Source organism: Microvirga medicaginis (genome assembly GCF_052658925.1).
Window position 1 is genome coordinate 492,389 of sequence record NZ_JBQWEL010000001.1, and the last position, 15,727, is coordinate 508,115.

Annotated in this window: 20 protein-coding genes; 8 read left to right on the forward strand and 12 right to left on the reverse strand. The window is 65.8% G+C overall.

Annotation, left to right across the window (positions count from 1 at the left end):
* Window positions 1-44: 44 nt before the first annotated feature.
* Window positions 45-1,259 (forward strand): NO-inducible flavohemoprotein, encoded by a 1,215-nt coding sequence (hmpA, locus tag ACUXUR_RS02410; RefSeq protein WP_445500720.1) that lies wholly within the window; start codon window positions 45-47, stop codon window positions 1,257-1,259.
* 71 nt (window positions 1,260-1,330) lie between these two features.
* On the forward strand, window positions 1,331-1,594 hold the full coding sequence (locus ACUXUR_RS02415; RefSeq protein ID WP_445500721.1) for a DUF6894 family protein: 264 nt from the start codon (window positions 1,331-1,333) through the stop codon (window positions 1,592-1,594).
* Between the two features lie 98 nt (window positions 1,595-1,692).
* Here ACUXUR_RS02415 and ACUXUR_RS02420 read toward each other — a convergent pair whose 3' ends face one another.
* Window positions 1,693-2,070, reverse strand: coding sequence for a response regulator transcription factor (locus ACUXUR_RS02420; RefSeq protein ID WP_445500722.1), 378 nt, complete (start codon window positions 2,068-2,070; stop codon window positions 1,693-1,695).
* Window positions 2,071-2,396: 326 nt separating this feature from the next.
* Here ACUXUR_RS02420 and ACUXUR_RS02425 point away from each other — a divergent pair, with 326 nt between their 5' ends.
* On the forward strand, window positions 2,397-2,528 hold the full coding sequence (locus tag ACUXUR_RS02425; RefSeq protein WP_262031272.1) for a hypothetical protein: 132 nt from the start codon (window positions 2,397-2,399) through the stop codon (window positions 2,526-2,528).
* Between the two features lie 57 nt (window positions 2,529-2,585).
* Here ACUXUR_RS02425 and ccoS read toward each other — a convergent pair whose 3' ends face one another.
* From ccoS to ACUXUR_RS02470, 9 genes are all read right to left on the reverse strand, one after another.
* Window positions 2,586-2,753 carry a cbb3-type cytochrome oxidase assembly protein CcoS gene (gene ccoS / locus ACUXUR_RS02430; protein ID WP_445500723.1) on the reverse strand — a complete coding sequence of 56 codons (168 nt, stop codon included), beginning with the start codon at window positions 2,751-2,753 and terminating at the stop codon, window positions 2,586-2,588.
* 25 nt (window positions 2,754-2,778) lie between these two features.
* Window positions 2,779-5,010 carry a heavy metal translocating P-type ATPase gene (locus tag ACUXUR_RS02435; RefSeq protein WP_445500724.1) on the reverse strand — a complete coding sequence of 744 codons (2,232 nt, stop codon included), beginning with the start codon at window positions 5,008-5,010 and terminating at the stop codon, window positions 2,779-2,781.
* Between the two features lie 37 nt (window positions 5,011-5,047).
* Window positions 5,048-5,854: a DUF2189 domain-containing protein gene (locus ACUXUR_RS02440; RefSeq protein WP_445500725.1), complete on the reverse strand. Its 807-nt coding sequence runs from the start codon at window positions 5,852-5,854 to the stop codon at window positions 5,048-5,050.
* Between the two features lie 38 nt (window positions 5,855-5,892).
* On the reverse strand, window positions 5,893-6,093 hold the full coding sequence (locus tag ACUXUR_RS02445) for a hypothetical protein (RefSeq protein WP_445500726.1): 201 nt from the start codon (window positions 6,091-6,093) through the stop codon (window positions 5,893-5,895).
* A complete protein-coding gene (ccoP, locus tag ACUXUR_RS02450) occupies window positions 6,090-6,971 on the reverse strand; it encodes a cytochrome-c oxidase, cbb3-type subunit III (protein ID WP_445500727.1) in 882 nt (293 codons plus the stop codon). Before ccoP ends, ACUXUR_RS02445 begins: the two co-directional genes overlap by 4 nt.
* Window positions 6,962-7,132 carry a cbb3-type cytochrome c oxidase subunit 3 gene (locus ACUXUR_RS02455; protein WP_445500728.1) on the reverse strand — a complete coding sequence of 57 codons (171 nt, stop codon included), beginning with the start codon at window positions 7,130-7,132 and terminating at the stop codon, window positions 6,962-6,964. The genes ccoP and ACUXUR_RS02455 overlap by 10 nt, the downstream gene beginning before the upstream one ends.
* 22 nt (window positions 7,133-7,154) lie before the next feature.
* Window positions 7,155-7,907, reverse strand: a complete 753-nt coding sequence (ccoO, locus tag ACUXUR_RS02460; protein WP_445500729.1) for a cytochrome-c oxidase, cbb3-type subunit II — start codon at window positions 7,905-7,907, stop codon at window positions 7,155-7,157.
* A 4-nt stretch (window positions 7,908-7,911) separates the two neighbouring features.
* Complete coding sequence (gene ccoN, locus ACUXUR_RS02465; RefSeq protein ID WP_445500730.1) at window positions 7,912-9,567, reverse strand: cytochrome-c oxidase, cbb3-type subunit I; 1,656 nt, start codon at window positions 9,565-9,567, stop codon at window positions 7,912-7,914.
* A 258-nt stretch (window positions 9,568-9,825) separates the two neighbouring features.
* Window positions 9,826-10,068: a hypothetical protein gene (locus ACUXUR_RS02470; RefSeq protein ID WP_445500731.1), complete on the reverse strand. Its 243-nt coding sequence runs from the start codon at window positions 10,066-10,068 to the stop codon at window positions 9,826-9,828.
* Between the two features lie 278 nt (window positions 10,069-10,346).
* Between ACUXUR_RS02470 and ACUXUR_RS02475 the strand changes: the two genes are divergently transcribed.
* The 4 genes from ACUXUR_RS02475 to ACUXUR_RS02490 all read left to right on the forward strand — a co-directional run bounded on the left by ACUXUR_RS02475 (window position 10,347) and on the right by ACUXUR_RS02490 (window position 13,755).
* Window positions 10,347-11,525 (forward strand): YihY/virulence factor BrkB family protein, encoded by a 1,179-nt coding sequence (locus ACUXUR_RS02475; RefSeq protein ID WP_445500732.1) that lies wholly within the window; start codon window positions 10,347-10,349, stop codon window positions 11,523-11,525.
* 661 nt (window positions 11,526-12,186) lie between these two features.
* Window positions 12,187-12,492 (forward strand): hypothetical protein, encoded by a 306-nt coding sequence (locus ACUXUR_RS02480; protein WP_445500733.1) that lies wholly within the window; start codon window positions 12,187-12,189, stop codon window positions 12,490-12,492.
* Between the two features lie 195 nt (window positions 12,493-12,687).
* Entirely contained in the window at window positions 12,688-13,137 is a 450-nt protein-coding gene (locus ACUXUR_RS02485) for a hypothetical protein (RefSeq protein WP_445500734.1), read from the forward strand.
* 75 nt (window positions 13,138-13,212) lie between these two features.
* The gene (locus tag ACUXUR_RS02490) at window positions 13,213-13,755 is read left to right on the forward strand and encodes a hypothetical protein (RefSeq protein ID WP_445500735.1); all 543 of its coding nucleotides are present in this window, start codon (window positions 13,213-13,215) and stop codon (window positions 13,753-13,755) included.
* A 254-nt stretch (window positions 13,756-14,009) separates the two neighbouring features.
* Here the strand turns inward: ACUXUR_RS02490 and ACUXUR_RS02495 are convergent, their stop codons facing one another.
* Window positions 14,010-14,642 carry a hypothetical protein gene (locus tag ACUXUR_RS02495; RefSeq protein ID WP_445500736.1) on the reverse strand — a complete coding sequence of 211 codons (633 nt, stop codon included), beginning with the start codon at window positions 14,640-14,642 and terminating at the stop codon, window positions 14,010-14,012.
* Between the two features lie 216 nt (window positions 14,643-14,858).
* Between ACUXUR_RS02495 and ACUXUR_RS02500 the strand changes: the two genes are divergently transcribed.
* Window positions 14,859-15,113 carry a hypothetical protein gene (locus ACUXUR_RS02500; RefSeq protein ID WP_445500737.1) on the forward strand — a complete coding sequence of 85 codons (255 nt, stop codon included), beginning with the start codon at window positions 14,859-14,861 and terminating at the stop codon, window positions 15,111-15,113.
* A gap of 52 nt (window positions 15,114-15,165) precedes the next feature.
* On the opposite strand, the gene ACUXUR_RS02505 is transcribed toward ACUXUR_RS02500, so the two are convergent.
* On the reverse strand, window positions 15,166-15,693 hold the full coding sequence (locus ACUXUR_RS02505; protein ID WP_445500738.1) for a hypothetical protein: 528 nt from the start codon (window positions 15,691-15,693) through the stop codon (window positions 15,166-15,168).
* Window positions 15,694-15,727: the final 34 nt, after the last annotated feature.

Below are 15,727 nucleotides of genomic sequence, written 5' to 3' on the forward strand. Positions count from 1 at the left end.
CGTCAGTACCTTTTCCGTGATGCTGCATCCCAGGAGACCATCCCGTGACGGACACATTGAGCGACACCACCATTCATCTCGTGAAGGCCACCGTTCCGGCCCTCCAGGAGCACGGGCTCGCGGTCACAAAGCGCATGTACGAGCGCATGTTCCAGAACGAGGAGATCCGTGACCTGTTCAACCAGTCGCACCATGGCGAGACCGGCTCGCAGCCCAAGGCGCTGGCCTCCGCCATCCTCGCGTACGCGCAGAACATCGACAATCTCGGCGCGCTCGCGCCCGCCGTCGAGCGCATCGCCCAGAAGCATGTCGGCCTGAACATCCTGCCCGAACACTATCCGCATGTGGCCGAGGCGCTGCTTGGCGCGATCAAGGACGTGCTCGGCGATGCCGCCACCGACGAGATCCTGGCGGCCTGGGGCGAAGCGTACTGGTTCCTGGCGCACGTGCTGATCGGCCGCGAGAAGGCGATCTACACCAGTCTCGCCACCGCACCCGGCGGCTGGAACGGCTGGCGCGACTTCCGGATCGAGGCCAAGCAGCGCGAGAGCGAGATCATCACCTCGTTCGTGCTGCGGCCTGAGGACGGCGGACCGGTCCTGCTTCACCGTCCCGGCCAGTACCTGACCTTCTGGATCGAGGTGCCGGGCCAGCATCCGCTCAAGCGCAATTACAGCATCTCCAGCGTGCCGAACGGCGAGACCTACCGCATCTCGGTCAAGCGCGAGCCGCACGGCATTGCCTCTCGTTGGCTGCATGATCAGACCGAAGTCGGGCAGGTGCTGAAGGTGGCGCCGCCGGCGGGCGAGTTCTTCCTCAATGAGGAGTCGCCCCGGCCCGTGGTGCTGCTGAGCGGCGGGGTTGGCCTGACCCCGATGATGAGCATGCTGGAGACAGTTGCCGCCCGCTACCCCCACAAGGCCGTCCATTACGTGCATGGCACGCTGAACGGTTCGACCCATGCGATGAAGGACCGCGTCCGATCCCTGGCCCAAGCCTTCTCGAACGTCAAGGCCACTACCTTCTATGTCGAGCCGCGGCCCGAGGACCGCCAGGGCGAGGATTTCGACCACGTTGGGCTGATCACCATCGACTGGCTGCGCGCCAATACGCCGCTGGACGAGGCGGGCTACTATCTCTGCGGGCCGCGGCCGTTCCTGAAGGCGTTCGTGGGCGGGTTGGCCCTGGCAGGTGTGCGGTCGAACCGCATTCACTACGAGTTCTTCGGACCGGCCGACGAGATCCTGGCGGCGGCTTGACCCTCGCGGCGTCCCTCCCAACTTGGGACGGAGGGGAGTCCAGCCATCGACCGACCAGCCCCTGGAAGGCCATGCCCCGCTTTTTCTTTCATGTCCGATGCCGCGGCGAGACCCTGAGCTACGATGACTTGGGTCTCGACTTTCCCGATGCTGTGACAGCTCACAACGGGGCCTTGCGCGCGGCCCGGGATCTCGATGGCGTGTTCGTTACATGGGATCGAAACCCTCACGATTGCACCATCGAGGTCGAGAACGCCGCAGGTGAGCTTGTCTTCAGCGTGTCGTTTGGCGCGATCTTCGCGGGGCATGCCAAGCCATTCGATCCCCACGTCTAGGCCAAGCAGCGAGAGAAACCGTCAGTGGGCCCTCCCGCTGGTGAGCCCAAGCCGCCGTCGTGCGCCAGGAGGCGCCCAGGTCCCTGTTCTAGGCGGTCCTACTGGGAAGCCGCCAGCGCTCCGGTGATGCCGTCAAGCAGGGCATTGTCCTCCAGGGGCTTTTCCAGCACCAGAAGAAAGCCTGTCCTCATGGCGCGCTCCCGCAGCCAGGGGGAACCTGGGGTGGTGATCAGGATCGCAGGGAGGTCAAAGTGCTGCTCCCGAAGCCTGCTCACAAGGTGGATGCCGTCCATCCCGGGCATCGTGAGGTCGACGACAAGGCAGCCGGTCGAAGGCAGCTCACCATCGGCGAGGAGCCGAGCGCCATCCTCGTAGAGGCGCACCTCCAGGCCCTCCTGCTCCAAGGCAAACTTCAATGACTGCCGGACGGCGGCGCCATCGTCGACGACGAAGACCGGTCCTGTGATCGCGGGCATGGCGGCGCCTGATGGTTTGAGAACCGCACAACCTTACGCCAGCACAAGGCAAGGGGTTGATCTGCCTCAAGCGCGGAGCCTGTGGTGGCTCAGGTATTTCCCGTAGGCTTCCAAGACTGCTGCGGGTCCGGTAGGCTGCTCCTCCTGCTCCAGGTGTCCTTTCGGATTCGTCGATGCCTGCATCCCAACCTGCCGGCCAGAGACCGTGATCGCACTCCCGGCTTCCGTGCTCTTTGGGCCGGAGACATCGAACGGTTTGAGGCGGCCGCTGGAACGGAGGCAGTTTGGGATTCGTTGGATGGAAATCGGGCAAGGAGGGCCAGACCGTGCCTCGCTTCGTTGACAAGCCGTTCGATTGGGTGGCGATCCTCGCCCTGGCTTCGGGGGCCGCCGTGCTGGTGCCGAGTCTCGCGGCACTTGGCATGACGCTGGTGGCGGTGATCCGCGACCTCGTCTGACAGACGCTGCGCCGCGCCCGGTGCCGAACGGGCCCGGCGATGCAGGGAATATCACCTTTACGGACGGGCCTGACCTTCGTCGCCCGGATCCTCTTCGAGAAGGACCCGTTCCGCCGCTCCATCCAGATCGTCGTATTGCCCGTTGCGGAGGGACCACAGGAAGGCGGCGAGGCCGGCCAGTCCCATGCCCAGGGCGATGAGGATCAACCACCACATGGAACCCATCCGATCCTCCTCCGGGTCCTTGGCCTCATGCGGCCTTGCGGGCCGGTGACAGCCTCATGGCGTTGGCGACGACGATGATCGAGGACAACGACATCGCGACCGCCGCGACGAGGGGCGTCACATAGCCGAGCACCGCCACGGGCACCGCCAGCGCATTGTAGCCGACTGCCAGAACGAAGTTCTGGAGGATCAACCGCCGGGACCGGCGTGAGATCCCAAGGGCGTCGCCGACAGCGGACAGGCTTTCGTTCAGGAACACGAAATCCGCAGCATTGCGGCCGATGTCGGCCGCGGTGGCGGGAGCCATGGACACGTAGGCGGCCGACAGGGCGGGCGCGTCGTTCAGGCCGTCCCCGACCATCAAGGCCTTCCGGCCTGCGGCCTCATGCGCCGCGACCCGTGCCGCCTTTTCCGCCGGCAGGAGCCCCGCCGCGAAGTCCCGGATCCCGAGCTTCGTCGCCAGATCCTCGACCACCGCCGCCCGGTCGCCGGAGAGGATCTCCACCGTCAAGCCCTGGCGCCTCATCCCGTCCACGGTCTCCCGCGCGTCACGGCGGACGCGGTCCTCCAGCACGAAGGTCGCCAGCAGTTCGCCATCTCGGGCCAGGACCGAGATCGAGGCGGCTGTAGAGGCGTCGTCCCGAACCCATTGCCCTGTCGCCCAGCCCAGCCGGCCGAGCCGGTACGTGGCGTCGCCGAGCCGGCCTTCGAGCCCCAGGCCGGGGACCTCCTCGATCCGGTCGAACGCCGGGACCTGAGACACGCGCTGCGCCGCAGCCGCGGCAATCGCCTGTGCCGCCGGATGGCGCGAGCCCATGGTCATCGCCGAGACGATCCGCATCGCCGACGGAGCGACCTCGTCCGCGTTGACCAAGGTAGGCCTGCCCAGCGTCAGGGTGCCGGTCTTGTCGAAGGCCACGCCGTCGATCTCGGCCAGACGCTCCAGGGCGGAGCCGTCCTTGACCATGATCCCCCGTTCGAACAGGCGGCGCGCGGCGACCACCTGCACGATGGGCACCGCCAGCCCCAGGGCGCAGGGGCAGGTGATGATCAGCACGGCGATGGCAATGGTGATGGACACGTGCCAGTCCCCGGTGGCGATCAGCCACCCTAGGAAGGAGAGCAGGGCCAGCGTGTGAACGACCGGCGAGTAGAGCGCCGCGGCGCGGTCGGCCAGCCGCCGGTAGCGGGCCCGCCCGCCCTCGGCGGCTTCCATCATCCGGACCATCTCCGCCAGGAACGAGTCGTCGGCCCGCGCGGTGGCCCGGACTGTCAACGGCCCGGTGAGGTTCATCACGCCCGCGTGGACCACTTCGCCCAGCGCTGCCTTCCGGGGCGCGGACTCGCCAGAAACGAGCGAGCAGTCGAGCTCGGATGTGCCCTGGTCGATTACGCCGTCGACGGGGATGCGCTCGCCCGCGGCGACGAGCACCGCCGCACCGGGCTCGATCTCCGACACCGGGATGTAGAGCGGCCGCCCGTCCCGGATGATTGTGGCGCCGGCGGGGGCGAGCCGCGCCAGACCCGCGACGGCGGAGCGCGCCCGCTCGCGCATCACGTGGTCGAGCGTGCGGCCGATGAGCAGGAAGAACAGCAGCGAGGTCGCCGCGTCGAAGTAGGCATGCGGCGCGTTGTGGAGCGTATCGTAGAGGCTGAGGGCGAAGGCGAGTGACACGCCGATGGAAATCGGAACGTCCATATTGGTGCGGCCATGGCGCAGGGCCGACCAGGCCGAGGCATAGAAGATCCGACCGGAGTAGAGGAGGGCCGGCAGGGCGAGCAGGGCGGAGATGAGGTGGAAGGCCTGCCGGGAGCTGGCGTCGGCCCCCGCCCAGACCGACACCGACAGCATCATGATGTTCATGGCGCAGAAGCCCGCGAGAGCGAGAGCCTTGACGAGGCGGGCCAGCTCCGGATCCCTCGCGTCCCGCTCGATGGCGAACAGGTGCGCCTCGTAGCCGATCCCGCGCAGGGTGCCAATCAAGTCGGGGGGCGTGCCGTCGGCGGTGCGCCAGGTGACGGCGACCCGCCTCATGGACAGGTTAACCCGGGCGGCCTCGATGCCCGGCAACTTCCTCAGCGTCCGCTCGATCGCCGCTATGCAGGCGGCGCAATGGACCCCCGGCACGGAAAGGTCTGTCTGGCGCGTGCCGTTGCCGAGATCACGGCTGGCCAGCCGGATCTCCTCCAGCGCGGCCTCAGGGTGACCTAAGCTCTGAACGTCGGAAGGAACGGCGATGGGCGCGCAACAGGTCATCGCTATCCTCCCGAAGGCATGGCGCTCCGCCTGCGCATCAGCGCATGGCCCGGTAGGCGTGCCAGGTGGCATGACCCAGCAGCGGGAAGATGACAATGAAGCCGAGGAAGCCCGTCACGGCGCTGACCGCGAACAGCGCCAGCACGACGGCGCCCCAGGCGATCATCGGGGTGAGGTTGTTCCAGACCATGGCCATGCTTGTGCCCATGGCCGTCAGGGCGTCCGTGCGCTGGTCGAGCAGCATCGGGATCGAGAACACGCTGATCGCGAACCCGAAGGCGGCGAACAGGCCGCCGATGAGCGTCCCGACGATCAGCATCGCCCAGCCGACCGGCGTCGTGAGGAGCATGGCGACGACCCCGTCAAGTCCGGGGAAGGCTCGGACGCCGAAGAACAGGGCGTACACCAGGACCGCGGCCCGGTTCCAGAGCAGCATCAGCAGGCAGAGCAGCAGTCCGGTGTAGAAGATCTGCGCCCCGGCCCGGGGCCGCACGAGCAGCATGGTGCCCAGCGTCGGGTGCTCGCCGGCCTCCAGGGCACGGCTCTTCTCGTAGAGGCCGATGGCCAGCACGGGCGCGACGATCATGTAGCCGGCGATGGCGGGGAACAGGATGTAGTCTCGACCCGAGGCGATCAGGGCCCAGGCGAGGAGGGCAGTGATCACGAAGACCGCAACGCCATAGGCGAGGCTGAGGCCCGGCCGGACCAGAAGGTCGCGCCAGCCCGCCCGCAGCCAGTTGAGCGCCGCCTGCGCCGGGAGGTGGCGCTGCCGCGCCGGGTTGCGCGTCTCGTCAATGCTGGAGGTCTCGCTCAAAAGTCCGTAGGACTCGTCTGCTTCGCTCATCTGCCTTCCCCAAAATCGTGCATCGCTCGATCTTTCTCTCAGCAGGCGGGCTTCGCCGCCCGGTACGCGCCCGCCTGGGTGCCCGGTTCCTTCAGGTGGGCGACGCAGTCGGGCTGGGAGGCCACCGCAACGTAGACAAGATGCGCGTTGGCGGCCGCCACGACGAGCAGCACAGCGGCCGCCAGGAGCCAGGCCAGCAAGGGCCACCTGGCCCGCTTTGCCACGGGACCGGCCGTCATCGCTTCGCGTCCCTCAGCGAGTTGACGTACAGCGCCAGGATCTTGATCTCCGCCGGGGTCAGACGCTCATCCCAGGTCGGCATGTGACCCTGCCGCCCGCCGTGGATCGTGTTGATAATGGTCTGCAGGTCGCCGCCGTAAAGCCAGAACTGATCGGTCAGGTTGGGGGCCCCGACCTCCCGGTTGCCCTTGCCGTCCTCGCCGTGGCACGCGGCGCAGGTGGTGAGAAAGATCTCCCGCCCGGCATGGATCTGGGGGCCGTTCTGTGGCGTCGACACGGCCGGATTGGACAGGGATTGCACGTAAGTCGCGACATTCGCGACTTGGGTGCGGTCCAGGATCGCGTCGCGTCCGAAGGCCGGCATCTGCGCGACCCGGGTGTTCTGATGGCGCGAGTTGATGCCGATCCGCATGGTCTCGGCGATCTTCTCCACCTCACCGCCCCAGAGCCAGTCGTCGTCCGTCAGGTCGGGATAGTTGGCGCGGCCCCTGCCGTCGGCCCCGTGGCAGGCGGCGCAGTTGTCGCCGAACAGCTGGCGCCCCGTCGAGCGGACGACCCTCATCAGGTCCGCGTTGGCCTGGATCTGCTCGTAGCTGTCCGTCTCGATGGCCTTCATCCAGGCCGCGCGCTCGGCCTGTGCGGTGACCAGATCCTGCTGCACGGCCTGGCGCTGGTCGATCCCCAGGATGCCCTTGGTGTAGGTGGTGACCATCGGCCAGGTCGGCATCAGGATCCACCAGAGCAGCGCCCACACGTGCGTGACGATGATGAACATCAGCACGCCGCGCGGCACCGGCGTGTCGAGCTCCTTGATGCCATTCCATTCGTGTCCCGTCGTCGGGCGGCCGCTGACGGGATCGCGTTCCTCTACTGCCATGGCCGGTCGTCCCCATCGAGAATGTTGCGTTTGGCGTCATCGAAACGCTTCCGGTTCGACGGCCAGAACGCGTAGGCCGCCACGCAGATGCTGAAGGCGATGAAATAAAACAGGCCCCAGCTCTTGGCGAAGCCGACGAGGGTGTCGTGGTCGATGTCCATCAGCCGTCCTCCTTCGCCCTCGTCAGTTGGTGGGATTGGGCGCCTGTTCCGGCGCCGCGGTGTTGGAATAGGCGGCATCGGTCAGCCGCCCGAGCACCTGCAGGTAGGCAACCAGCGCATCCATCTCGGTAAGTTGGGTGACCACCCCGTCGAAGGCGCTGACCTGGGTCTTGTCGCCGTAGCGCTCGGTGACGCCAGCGGCGAACGGGCTGTCGGGCGCCGCCTGCCCGAAGGCGTCGCCGGCGGCATTGGCGATCATCTCGTCCGTGTAGGGCACGCCGAGCGACCGCTGCGCCCGCAGATGCCGCCCGAGGTCCTCCGTGTCCAGGGCGGTGCGGGCGAGGAAGCCGTAGGCCGGCATGTTTGATTCCGGCACCACGCTACGCGGGTTGGTGAGGTGCGCGACATGCCAGAAGTCGGAGTACTTGCCGCCGATGCGGGCGAGGTCCGGGCCGGTGCGCTTCGAACCCCACAGCATCGGGTGGTCGTACTTGGACTCCACGGCCAGCGAGTACGGGCCGTAGCGCTCGACCTCGTCGCGCAGGGTGCGGATCATCTGGCTGTGGCAGGCGTAGCAGCCCTCGCGGACGTAGATGTTGCGCCCGGCCAGTTCCAGCGGCGTGTAGAGACGCATATCCGGCGCCTCCTCGACGGTCGTGTGGATGGTGAAGAGCGGCGCGATCTCGACGAGGCCGCCGACGCTGGCGGCGGCGATGATCGCGACGACGAAGCCGATGGCGGTGCGCTCCAGCTTGCGGTGAAACAGTTCGGCCATGATGTCACTCCGCCGGGGTCGCTGCGGCGCCAGGCGCCAGTCCCGTGTCGGGCACATCCGCCCGGCGGTCCAGGGTGGCGGGCACCGCACGCACGGTCATCCAGATGTTGAAGGCGGCGATCATGGCGCCGAGCAGGAACAGCAGGCCGCCGAAGGCGCGCGCGATGTAGTACGGGTACATGGCGACGAGCGAGTCGAGGAAGGAATAGGCGAGGGTTCCCTCCTGCGTGTAGGTGCGCCACATCAGCCCCTGGAGGATGCCCGAGTTCCACATGGCGAACACGTAGATGAGGGTGCCTGCGACGGCGAGCCAGAAGTGGACTTCCACCAGCACCGGCGAATACATCCGCTCGCGCTTCCAGAGCGAGGGCACCAGGGTGTAGATCGACCCGAAGGTGATGAACGCCACCCAGCCCAGCGCCCCCGCATGAACGTGGCCGACGGTCCAGTCGGTGTAGTGGGACAGCGCGTTGACCGGCCGGATGGCCAGGAACGAGCCCTCGAAGGTCGACAGCCCGTAGAAGACCACCGCCACGAAGATGAAGCGCAGGGTCGCGTCATCCCTGACCTTCTGCCAAGCGCCATTGAGGGTGAGCAGCGCATTGCCGGCCGAGGCCCAGGAGGGAACAAGCAGCATCACCGAGAACGTCATACCGAGGTTCTGCACCCAGTGCGGCAGGGCGGTGTAGTGCAGGTGGTGGGAGCCGGCCCACATGTAGAAGAACGTGATGCCCCAGAAGCTGAGGATCGAGAGCCGGTAGGAGAAGATCGGGCGCTGCGCCCGGACCGGCAGGTAGTAGTAGAGCATCGCCAAGAAGCCGGCCGTGAGGAAGAAGGCGACGGCGTTGTGGCCGTACCACCACTGCACCATCGAATCCTGCACGCCGGCCCAGATGGTGTAGCTCTTGGCCTGGCCGAACGAGATCGGGACGGCGAGGTTGTTGACGATGTGGAGGATCGCCACCACGACGATGAACGCCATGTAGTACCAGTTGGCGACATAGATGTGCGGCTCCTTGCGCCGGGCGATGGTGCGCAGGAAAAGCACGAAGTAGGTGACCCAGACGACCACCAGCCACAGGTCGGCGTACCATTCGGCTTCCGCGTACTCCTTCGATTGGGTCACGCCCATGAAGTACCCGGTGACAGCAAGGACGCAGAACAGGTTGAAGCCGAGCAGCACGAACCACGGGCTGACCTGGCCTGCAAGGCGAGCACGGGAGGTGCGCTGCACGACGTGGAAGGAGGTGGCGATCAGGGCGTTGCCCCCGAAGCCGAAGATCACGCCGGTCGTGTGGGTCGGGCGCAGGCGCCCGAAGGTCGACCAGCCCGCGTCGAAGGCGAGGTCAGGCCAGGCCAGCTGGGCGGCGGTCCAGACACCCATGAACATGCCGAAGATCGCCCAGGCCAGCGTCAGGGCGATGCCGACCTTGGTCGGGTCGTCATAGTAGTGCGAGAGACGATCCTGGGCTGGCTCGGCCTCGTAGTACGACCGCATGACCAGGGCAGCGAGGCCGGCGCCGAAGAGCAGAACGATCACCCCGTGCACGCCAAGCGCATCGGAGCCGCCGGCTGCCGCCATGGCCACCCCGACGGCGACGATGCATACAAGGATCACCAGGGCGTTCTGGCGTTCGCCGGTGGTTAGCTGCTGAACCATGCCGATTCCTCTGTGTGAGCCCCAAGCGGCCGGGCAAGGCAGCCAAGGCGGGGCCGATCCGAGCCTGTCGTCCTGGGACCATTAACTGGCAGCCGTGGGCGGGACGTCAACCACTAGCCAAGCTTCGGGTGCAAAGTGTTCGGGAACTTGAAGAACGGTTCGCCCGTGTCGCGGCCGCGACATGCGCAAGGGTGGCGAAAATCGTTGATGCCGGCATGGGATGTCCGGAGCGTGGCCATGTTCGAGGTGCCACGGCGGTCAGTGGACGGGAGCCAGTTGCTCCTCGTGCACGCGCCGCTGCATCCCATCGCGCTCCGACCGCACGTGGTACTGCGCCCCGGTGCCGTCGGGCGGCAGCAGGCGCATCACCTCCCACGCGTCGGAGGTAAACTTGCGCACGCCAGCCGGGACCATGAGGTCGAGAAAGGCTTCGGCGGTGTTCGCGCTGGAGAGGCTACGAAGCTTAACGCGATCACCGGGACGAAACTGATGCATTGCCATGAACCTGTCCGTTGTCGTTGTTAACCCATGTTAATGCCCATGGCCGGCCAAGGTTTCGCGGCGGGGCGGCAACGGGCCAGGCGCGGCATCAGACGCTCACGCGGGCGGTGGGGAGTGAAGTGGCGATCATCGAGGCCCATGGGGCAGCGCCTGCAACCGCAGCGCGTCGGGGCGCGCTTGGTTGCCTTGGCAGGAGGGAACCCTCGGCTCGCAGTTCCGGTTGGTTTCACAGCCAAGCCTGAACGGCAGGCAGCACCACCCGAGGTTCACGCCACGTTATGACTGCCACGATGCCCTTGCCCAAGTCTCACCAGCGGGGCCAGGTCCCCTCCGCAACGGCCACCATGCTGGCCATCGTGGCGGGCTGGGCCCTGGTCCGGTTCGTTGTCAGGCGGAGCGGGCGCCCCGTTGCCGTGCCGGGCGACGGACGAGGCCTGACGCCGGGATCGTCCGGGCCCACGCCTGCGGGCGTGGGCGGGCAGTGGCATGCCCCTCCCGGGGCGGCGGAGGAAAAAGGGCGCGGACGCCGTGCCGACACGCCCACCGCAATTCCGGCCCTCGGCTGGAAGGACATTCTCTGGCGCACCTGGGAGGAGTTCAGCCAGGACCGGCTCATGGCGGTGGCCGCCGGCGTGACCTACTACGCCCTGCTGGCCATCTTCCCGGCTATCGCGGCGCTGGTGTCGATCTACGGCCTCTTCGCCGATCCGGCCACGATCCAGGATCATCTCAATGCTCTCGCGGGCGTGCTGCCGGGCGGCGCGCTCGACGTCATCGGCGAGCAGGTCAAGCGCATCACTTCGAAGGGCGGCGGCACCTTGGGGTTCAGCTTCATCATCGGGCTGGCGATCTCGCTGTGGAGCGCCAATGCCGGCATGAAGGCGGTCTTTGACGCCCTCAACATCGTCTACGAGGAGGACGAGAAGCGGAGCTTCGTGCAGCTGAACCTTCAGTCGCTTGCCTTCACGCTGGGCGCGCTGGCCTTCGTCCTCTTCGCGCTGGCCGGCATCGTCGTGCTGCCGCTCGTGCTCGACTTCGTCGGGCTCGGCAGCGGCGTCGAATGGCTGCTGTCGCTCGCCCGCTGGCCGATCCTCCTGGCCGTCGTGGTTCTCGGGCTGGCGGTGATCTACCGCTACGGCCAGAGCCGCGACAAGGCGGAGTGGAAATGGGTCACGCCGGGCAGTCTCGTGGCCGCCGTGTTGTGGCTGGTCGGCTCGATGCTGTTCTCGTGGTACGTGGCGAACTTCGGCAGCTACAACGCCACCTACGGCTCGCTCGGCGCAGTGATCGGCTTCATGACCTGGATCCGGATCTCCAGCATCGTCGTGCTGTTGTGGGCTGAGCTGAACTCCGAAATCGAGCACCAGACCGCCAAGGACAGCACGGTCGGACCGGACAAGCCGATGGGCACCCGCGGTGCCACCATGGCCGACACGCTCGGGACGGCGAAGGCCTGAGCGGTCCGAGGCCGCTGCCCACGAGCAAAGAAGCCCCCTCGCCGGCGGGAGCCGGGAGGGGGACAGGATCCAGAGGGAGGAACAGCTCGGAAGTCTTCCTAAGATATCCGTTTAGGCGGCTTGGACCATAACCTGGGTAGAGCGTGGCTGCCGTTGAGAAGGGTGGGCCTTCCGTTGGGGCCATAGGCCGGGAGAACCCAATCCGGATCAAGCGCTCCATGGGCTCGTAGCCACACTCTGACCGAAAGTGCACTCGCCCAGCGGGGTCTCACGGGCGTCATCGTTCCAGTTTTCTTGTTTGGGCATGGCTCTGGCAGTGGTCCCCTTTGGCCCCCCAAATCCGACGAGGGAATCCCCATCCCGCCGCTCGGGCACCAATCTTTCGGTAAATCCAACATGCACACCTACTCTGCTCCGAGCTTAGCCTATGCGGCTTCAACCTCCTCACCGTCGTGGTCTTCGACAGCGTTGGCGTGCTGAACGCTAACGTGCGCAACGTGGTCGATAACGGTGGCAGGGTGGATTTAGGCGGAGGTAAGAGCATACCGAGCTAATTTGTGACCGCGCCAAAGGATCTGTACAGCAACAGGGCCTGTAAGCCCTAGAGCCTCACCCTCCTGCCAGAATACATCCGGCGGCTGCGCGACTTCGGCTTCATCCAATGAGAGGAGAAGATATGGACAAGGAAACGCTAGCTAAGGCTGGCCGCCTGCTTCTCGGCGCGGAATGGCAGCAGCCAATGGCGCGGCTGCTCGGGCCCCGCCATCCGGCTGGGAAGCGGGATAGCCTCGACCCGCGCCTCGTGCGGCGTTGGGCTGCCGGCGAGAGACCTATTCCGGCTTGGGTGTGGCCTGTCCTGGCGGCAATGCTGGAGCGGCGGCGCCGGTACTTTGAGGATCTTGCTGGGCAGTGCGCTAACGTCGCCGAAAGATTGCAGGCGAACGTGGCGGACCACCCGTACGCCTAGACCCGCCTCAAGCGGCGTATGCCTGCCTTTTGGAAAGCCCGTTAGGTTGTTGTCAGGCAGTTCTGTGGCCGAGACCGCCAATTACCCACCATAGAGTCCCTATGAGCAAGTAGAAGCTAACCAAGGTGGCACGAAACACGAGACTTTCAGCACCGTTCCGGCATGGTGTGCCCATCGCACACGTCGGAGACCGAGATGACCAAGAAGGTGACGCGGGAGCAAATTCTCCAACAGAAGGCACGGGCGGCCGAGGCCGAGGCGGCATGTGTCCGGATTGTGAAGGAAGGCAACATCAGCATGGGGACCGGTTGGGTCCGCTGGGTCCAGCTCCCGGATACGGCCTTGAGGCAGCAAGAGGAGTATCAAGAACGCACGAAGATGTGGGGCCTGCTGCGGCACGTAGAGGTAACCGATGAGCTGGACGATGCCTTGGTCGAAGAGGTCTTACGGCAGCAGCTTCGGGATATCCCCGAATACAACAGTGCTCGTGCATGGTGTGACCGCGTCAGGGCGCTGGGTGGCCCCCGCATTTCGGAGCAGTATCTGTGGGAGTTCGAGACGTACCAAAGGCGGATGACGCCCCGACTGCGCAGGGGGGCGGCAGTGTTCCAAGCTGCTTTCCTGGAACGGGCCACCGCTGCATAGCCCAAGGTGAATTCCTCACGTTGGATCCGATGAGACCACGTGCCTTCTGACAGATCATCGACATTGAGGCTCTACATGACTGCTCAATTCCACTTTCTTTGTGAAACGAGGATCGCCGTTAATGCGGCCATCCAGAAGGTCCACGACACCTATGAGCCCGTCAATGATGAATTGAACGCGCTCTTGAACCAAGCGTCCGCTAAACTTAGCGCTCGCTCCGCCGTACCGTTCTACGTCCAGGAGATTGAGTGGCGCATATGGGAGATCCGCCGGCTGTGCATCATTGCTGCGCGTGAGGCGCGCCGGGCAGTTGGTGATAGGTCCGAGGACTACTTCCCGATCATGGACCACAGCACGGTCCCCGAACTTGCTAAAGACTACGCGGCGGGTCGTGCTGCCGCTGAGAGAGATTATCAGCGGCTGCAGGAAGCCAAGAAACAGCGGAACGACGAACACGTTCCCGTAAAGTTCAGGATCACGCCTTGCCGACTCCGCTCCTCAGGGTCGACGACGGTCCGCCGCAGGGCATGGATGCAAGGCCGTGACACCCGTTGGCACGAGCTTCGACGCGACGACGAAGACTACAGACCCGGACGTCTTGGTGAGGATCTGCCATGAGTCGAAACGAGCCCCCAGCATCCTGCAGCAATGACCTCATGATGGAGAACACGATGTCCGGATACCCGGAAGAGATCTGGTCCACGGAAATATGGGAGGACGGGCGTGTATTCCGCCTGAAGAAGGAAGATTGGAGGACAGTGGCATATGAGCTCTCCGGCCCTGAGGGTCGCATCGCTGCTGGAACAACACGAGACAGAGAGGCTGCGCTAGAAGAGGCTAAGGGTTGGCTGGAGGCAAAGTTGGCCAAGGACCTAGACGATGATGAGCTTGGTCCTGCGTTCAACAAGGCGATGGCCGAGGGCAATGGGGTTCGTGCTGGGGCCATTCGTTATGAAGCATGGACCCGAATGTGCGACTATGAGCGGGAGTTGCAGAGTGCTCGCGAAGGTGTTGCCTGCAGAGCCTACCCGCCGGAAATCTTGGAGGAGTTCAGAAACCATCCCAAGTGGATCTCTGCACTTGCATCGATACCTGGCGTTCTGGACTACTAGGCTCCGGATACCTAATCTGCATCCGAAGCGCATTCGGATCCTGCAGCACTTGAGGACATGTCCACGCGGAAGCTCGCCGTACGCGTCCCGCGTGGCGGGCCAGATGCCGCGGATTTGCAGGTCGAGGTAGCCGGCCTGGCGCAGCATCAAGGAAATCAGCGCTGCCGGGCCGCGGGAGCCGCCGCGGTGCGCCGGGAGGAACTGGACGCCACCTAGCGTGAACGGGCTCGGCCGATCAAAGCCTTCGCCCATGGCCTCGACCGGGCGCACTTCCGCCATCTCGGCGACGTCTTTGATGGCGTCGACCAAGGCGGGGAGCAGGTCGTCCTTCAGGTAGGCATCGACGCTGGCGTCGAACGCGATGGTGTCGAGGGAAACGTCGATCTCAAGCATGCCCAGCAGGTTTCCCGCGGGCCGTGCAACGGCCAATCCTAAGGCCAAAACCGCTGGATAAGTCGGACTCGGAAAAACGATTCAGTTGATAGGAGTAACGGGGCGCTCAAGGGGGTGCCCTTTTTGACAACCTCGGACATGTCCGAGAAATCCACCCTTGCGCGGACACCCCGGTCACTACAAGTATAAGCTTGTCAGTACCGAGGAGGCCTTCCGATGCAGCGCCCGACCACCGTTATTGCAGGTGCCGCGATGACCCTGGCTTTGGCGGACGTCGCCCGCCAGCAGGCGGTCCGCGAAGCGCGGGCGGAGGCGGCCTCGCAGGCGAATGCCTTGGCGGCCGTCGAGCGTCTGGGCCGGGAACTCGCGGCTGAGCGCGCGGAGAATGCCCGGCTGCGCGAAGAGCTCGCACAAACCAAGGCCAGGGCATGCCGCGCCGAGGGCGCGCTGATCCGCCTGACCCGGCACTGACCGAATCCCCCAGACATGAAAAAGGCCCGCCGGTGAGCGGGCCTTTTGCTTCTTAGATGGCGAAGGCCGGCTCGCGCTCCGGCTGATCGTCCGGATCCTTGCGGCGCTTCAGCCCCCGGACGGCGGAAGCCTCAGCTGCGCGCGCTTGAGCCACCCGCAGCGGCATGACCGGCGGAAGGTCGCGGATCCGGTCAGCCGCCGATCCGGCGCGGACGTGCCGCTCGATCTGGTGAGGCATGAGCGTGGCGAGCTTCGCGCGCTCGCCATCGGTCAGGGTGGCGAGCCAAACTTGGATGTCCTCCGGCAGAGCGGACACGTCCATCGCCGGGTCTCTTGCATAATGCGCCGCGGCCACCCCGAGCGGGCTCCTGTGCGTCACGCCCGAGATCGCCGACTTGTCCTCAAGATGCTCGGCCACGATCTCGTCGGCCAGGGCCTCGGCCGCGCTGACTGGCGGTTGGATCGCGGGCGGCTTGGGCACGAGCGCCCAGGCGAGTTTCCCTGCTATGACGACCAATTGCCAGGCTACCCGGGTAGCCTCGGCAATCGCCCGGCCGACGGCGGCGAGAAATTTGCGCATGGGAACCTCCTCTTGAACGGCAGGGTCCCTCGGC

Coding starts and splice junctions, on each gene's coding strand:
- ACUXUR_RS02415 (WP_445500721.1), top strand. CDS start 1,331: ATGCCCCGCTTTTTCTTTCATGTCCGATGCCGCGGCGAGACCCTGAGC.
- ACUXUR_RS02420 (WP_445500722.1), bottom strand. CDS start 2,070: ATGCCCGCGATCACAGGACCGGTCTTCGTCGTCGACGATGGCGCCGCC.
- ccoS (WP_445500723.1), bottom strand. CDS start 2,753: ATGGGTTCCATGTGGTGGTTGATCCTCATCGCCCTGGGCATGGGACTG.
- ACUXUR_RS02435 (WP_445500724.1), bottom strand. CDS start 5,010: ATGACCTGTTGCGCGCCCATCGCCGTTCCTTCCGACGTTCAGAGCTTA.
- ACUXUR_RS02440 (WP_445500725.1), bottom strand. CDS start 5,854: ATGAGCGAAGCAGACGAGTCCTACGGACTTTTGAGCGAGACCTCCAGC.
- ACUXUR_RS02445 (WP_445500726.1), bottom strand. CDS start 6,093: ATGACGGCCGGTCCCGTGGCAAAGCGGGCCAGGTGGCCCTTGCTGGCC.
- ccoP (WP_445500727.1), bottom strand. CDS start 6,971: ATGGCAGTAGAGGAACGCGATCCCGTCAGCGGCCGCCCGACGACGGGA.
- ACUXUR_RS02455 (WP_445500728.1), bottom strand. CDS start 7,132: ATGGACATCGACCACGACACCCTCGTCGGCTTCGCCAAGAGCTGGGGC.
- ccoO (WP_445500729.1), bottom strand. CDS start 7,907: ATGGCCGAACTGTTTCACCGCAAGCTGGAGCGCACCGCCATCGGCTTC.
- ccoN (WP_445500730.1), bottom strand. CDS start 9,567: ATGGTTCAGCAGCTAACCACCGGCGAACGCCAGAACGCCCTGGTGATC.
- ACUXUR_RS02470 (WP_445500731.1), bottom strand. CDS start 10,068: ATGGCAATGCATCAGTTTCGTCCCGGTGATCGCGTTAAGCTTCGTAGC.
- ACUXUR_RS02475 (WP_445500732.1), top strand. CDS start 10,347: ATGACTGCCACGATGCCCTTGCCCAAGTCTCACCAGCGGGGCCAGGTC.
- ACUXUR_RS02480 (WP_445500733.1), top strand. CDS start 12,187: ATGAGAGGAGAAGATATGGACAAGGAAACGCTAGCTAAGGCTGGCCGC.
- ACUXUR_RS02485 (WP_445500734.1), top strand. CDS start 12,688: ATGACCAAGAAGGTGACGCGGGAGCAAATTCTCCAACAGAAGGCACGG.
- ACUXUR_RS02490 (WP_445500735.1), top strand. CDS start 13,213: ATGACTGCTCAATTCCACTTTCTTTGTGAAACGAGGATCGCCGTTAAT.
- ACUXUR_RS02495 (WP_445500736.1), bottom strand. CDS start 14,642: ATGCTTGAGATCGACGTTTCCCTCGACACCATCGCGTTCGACGCCAGC.
- ACUXUR_RS02500 (WP_445500737.1), top strand. CDS start 14,859: ATGCAGCGCCCGACCACCGTTATTGCAGGTGCCGCGATGACCCTGGCT.
- ACUXUR_RS02505 (WP_445500738.1), bottom strand. CDS start 15,693: ATGCGCAAATTTCTCGCCGCCGTCGGCCGGGCGATTGCCGAGGCTACC.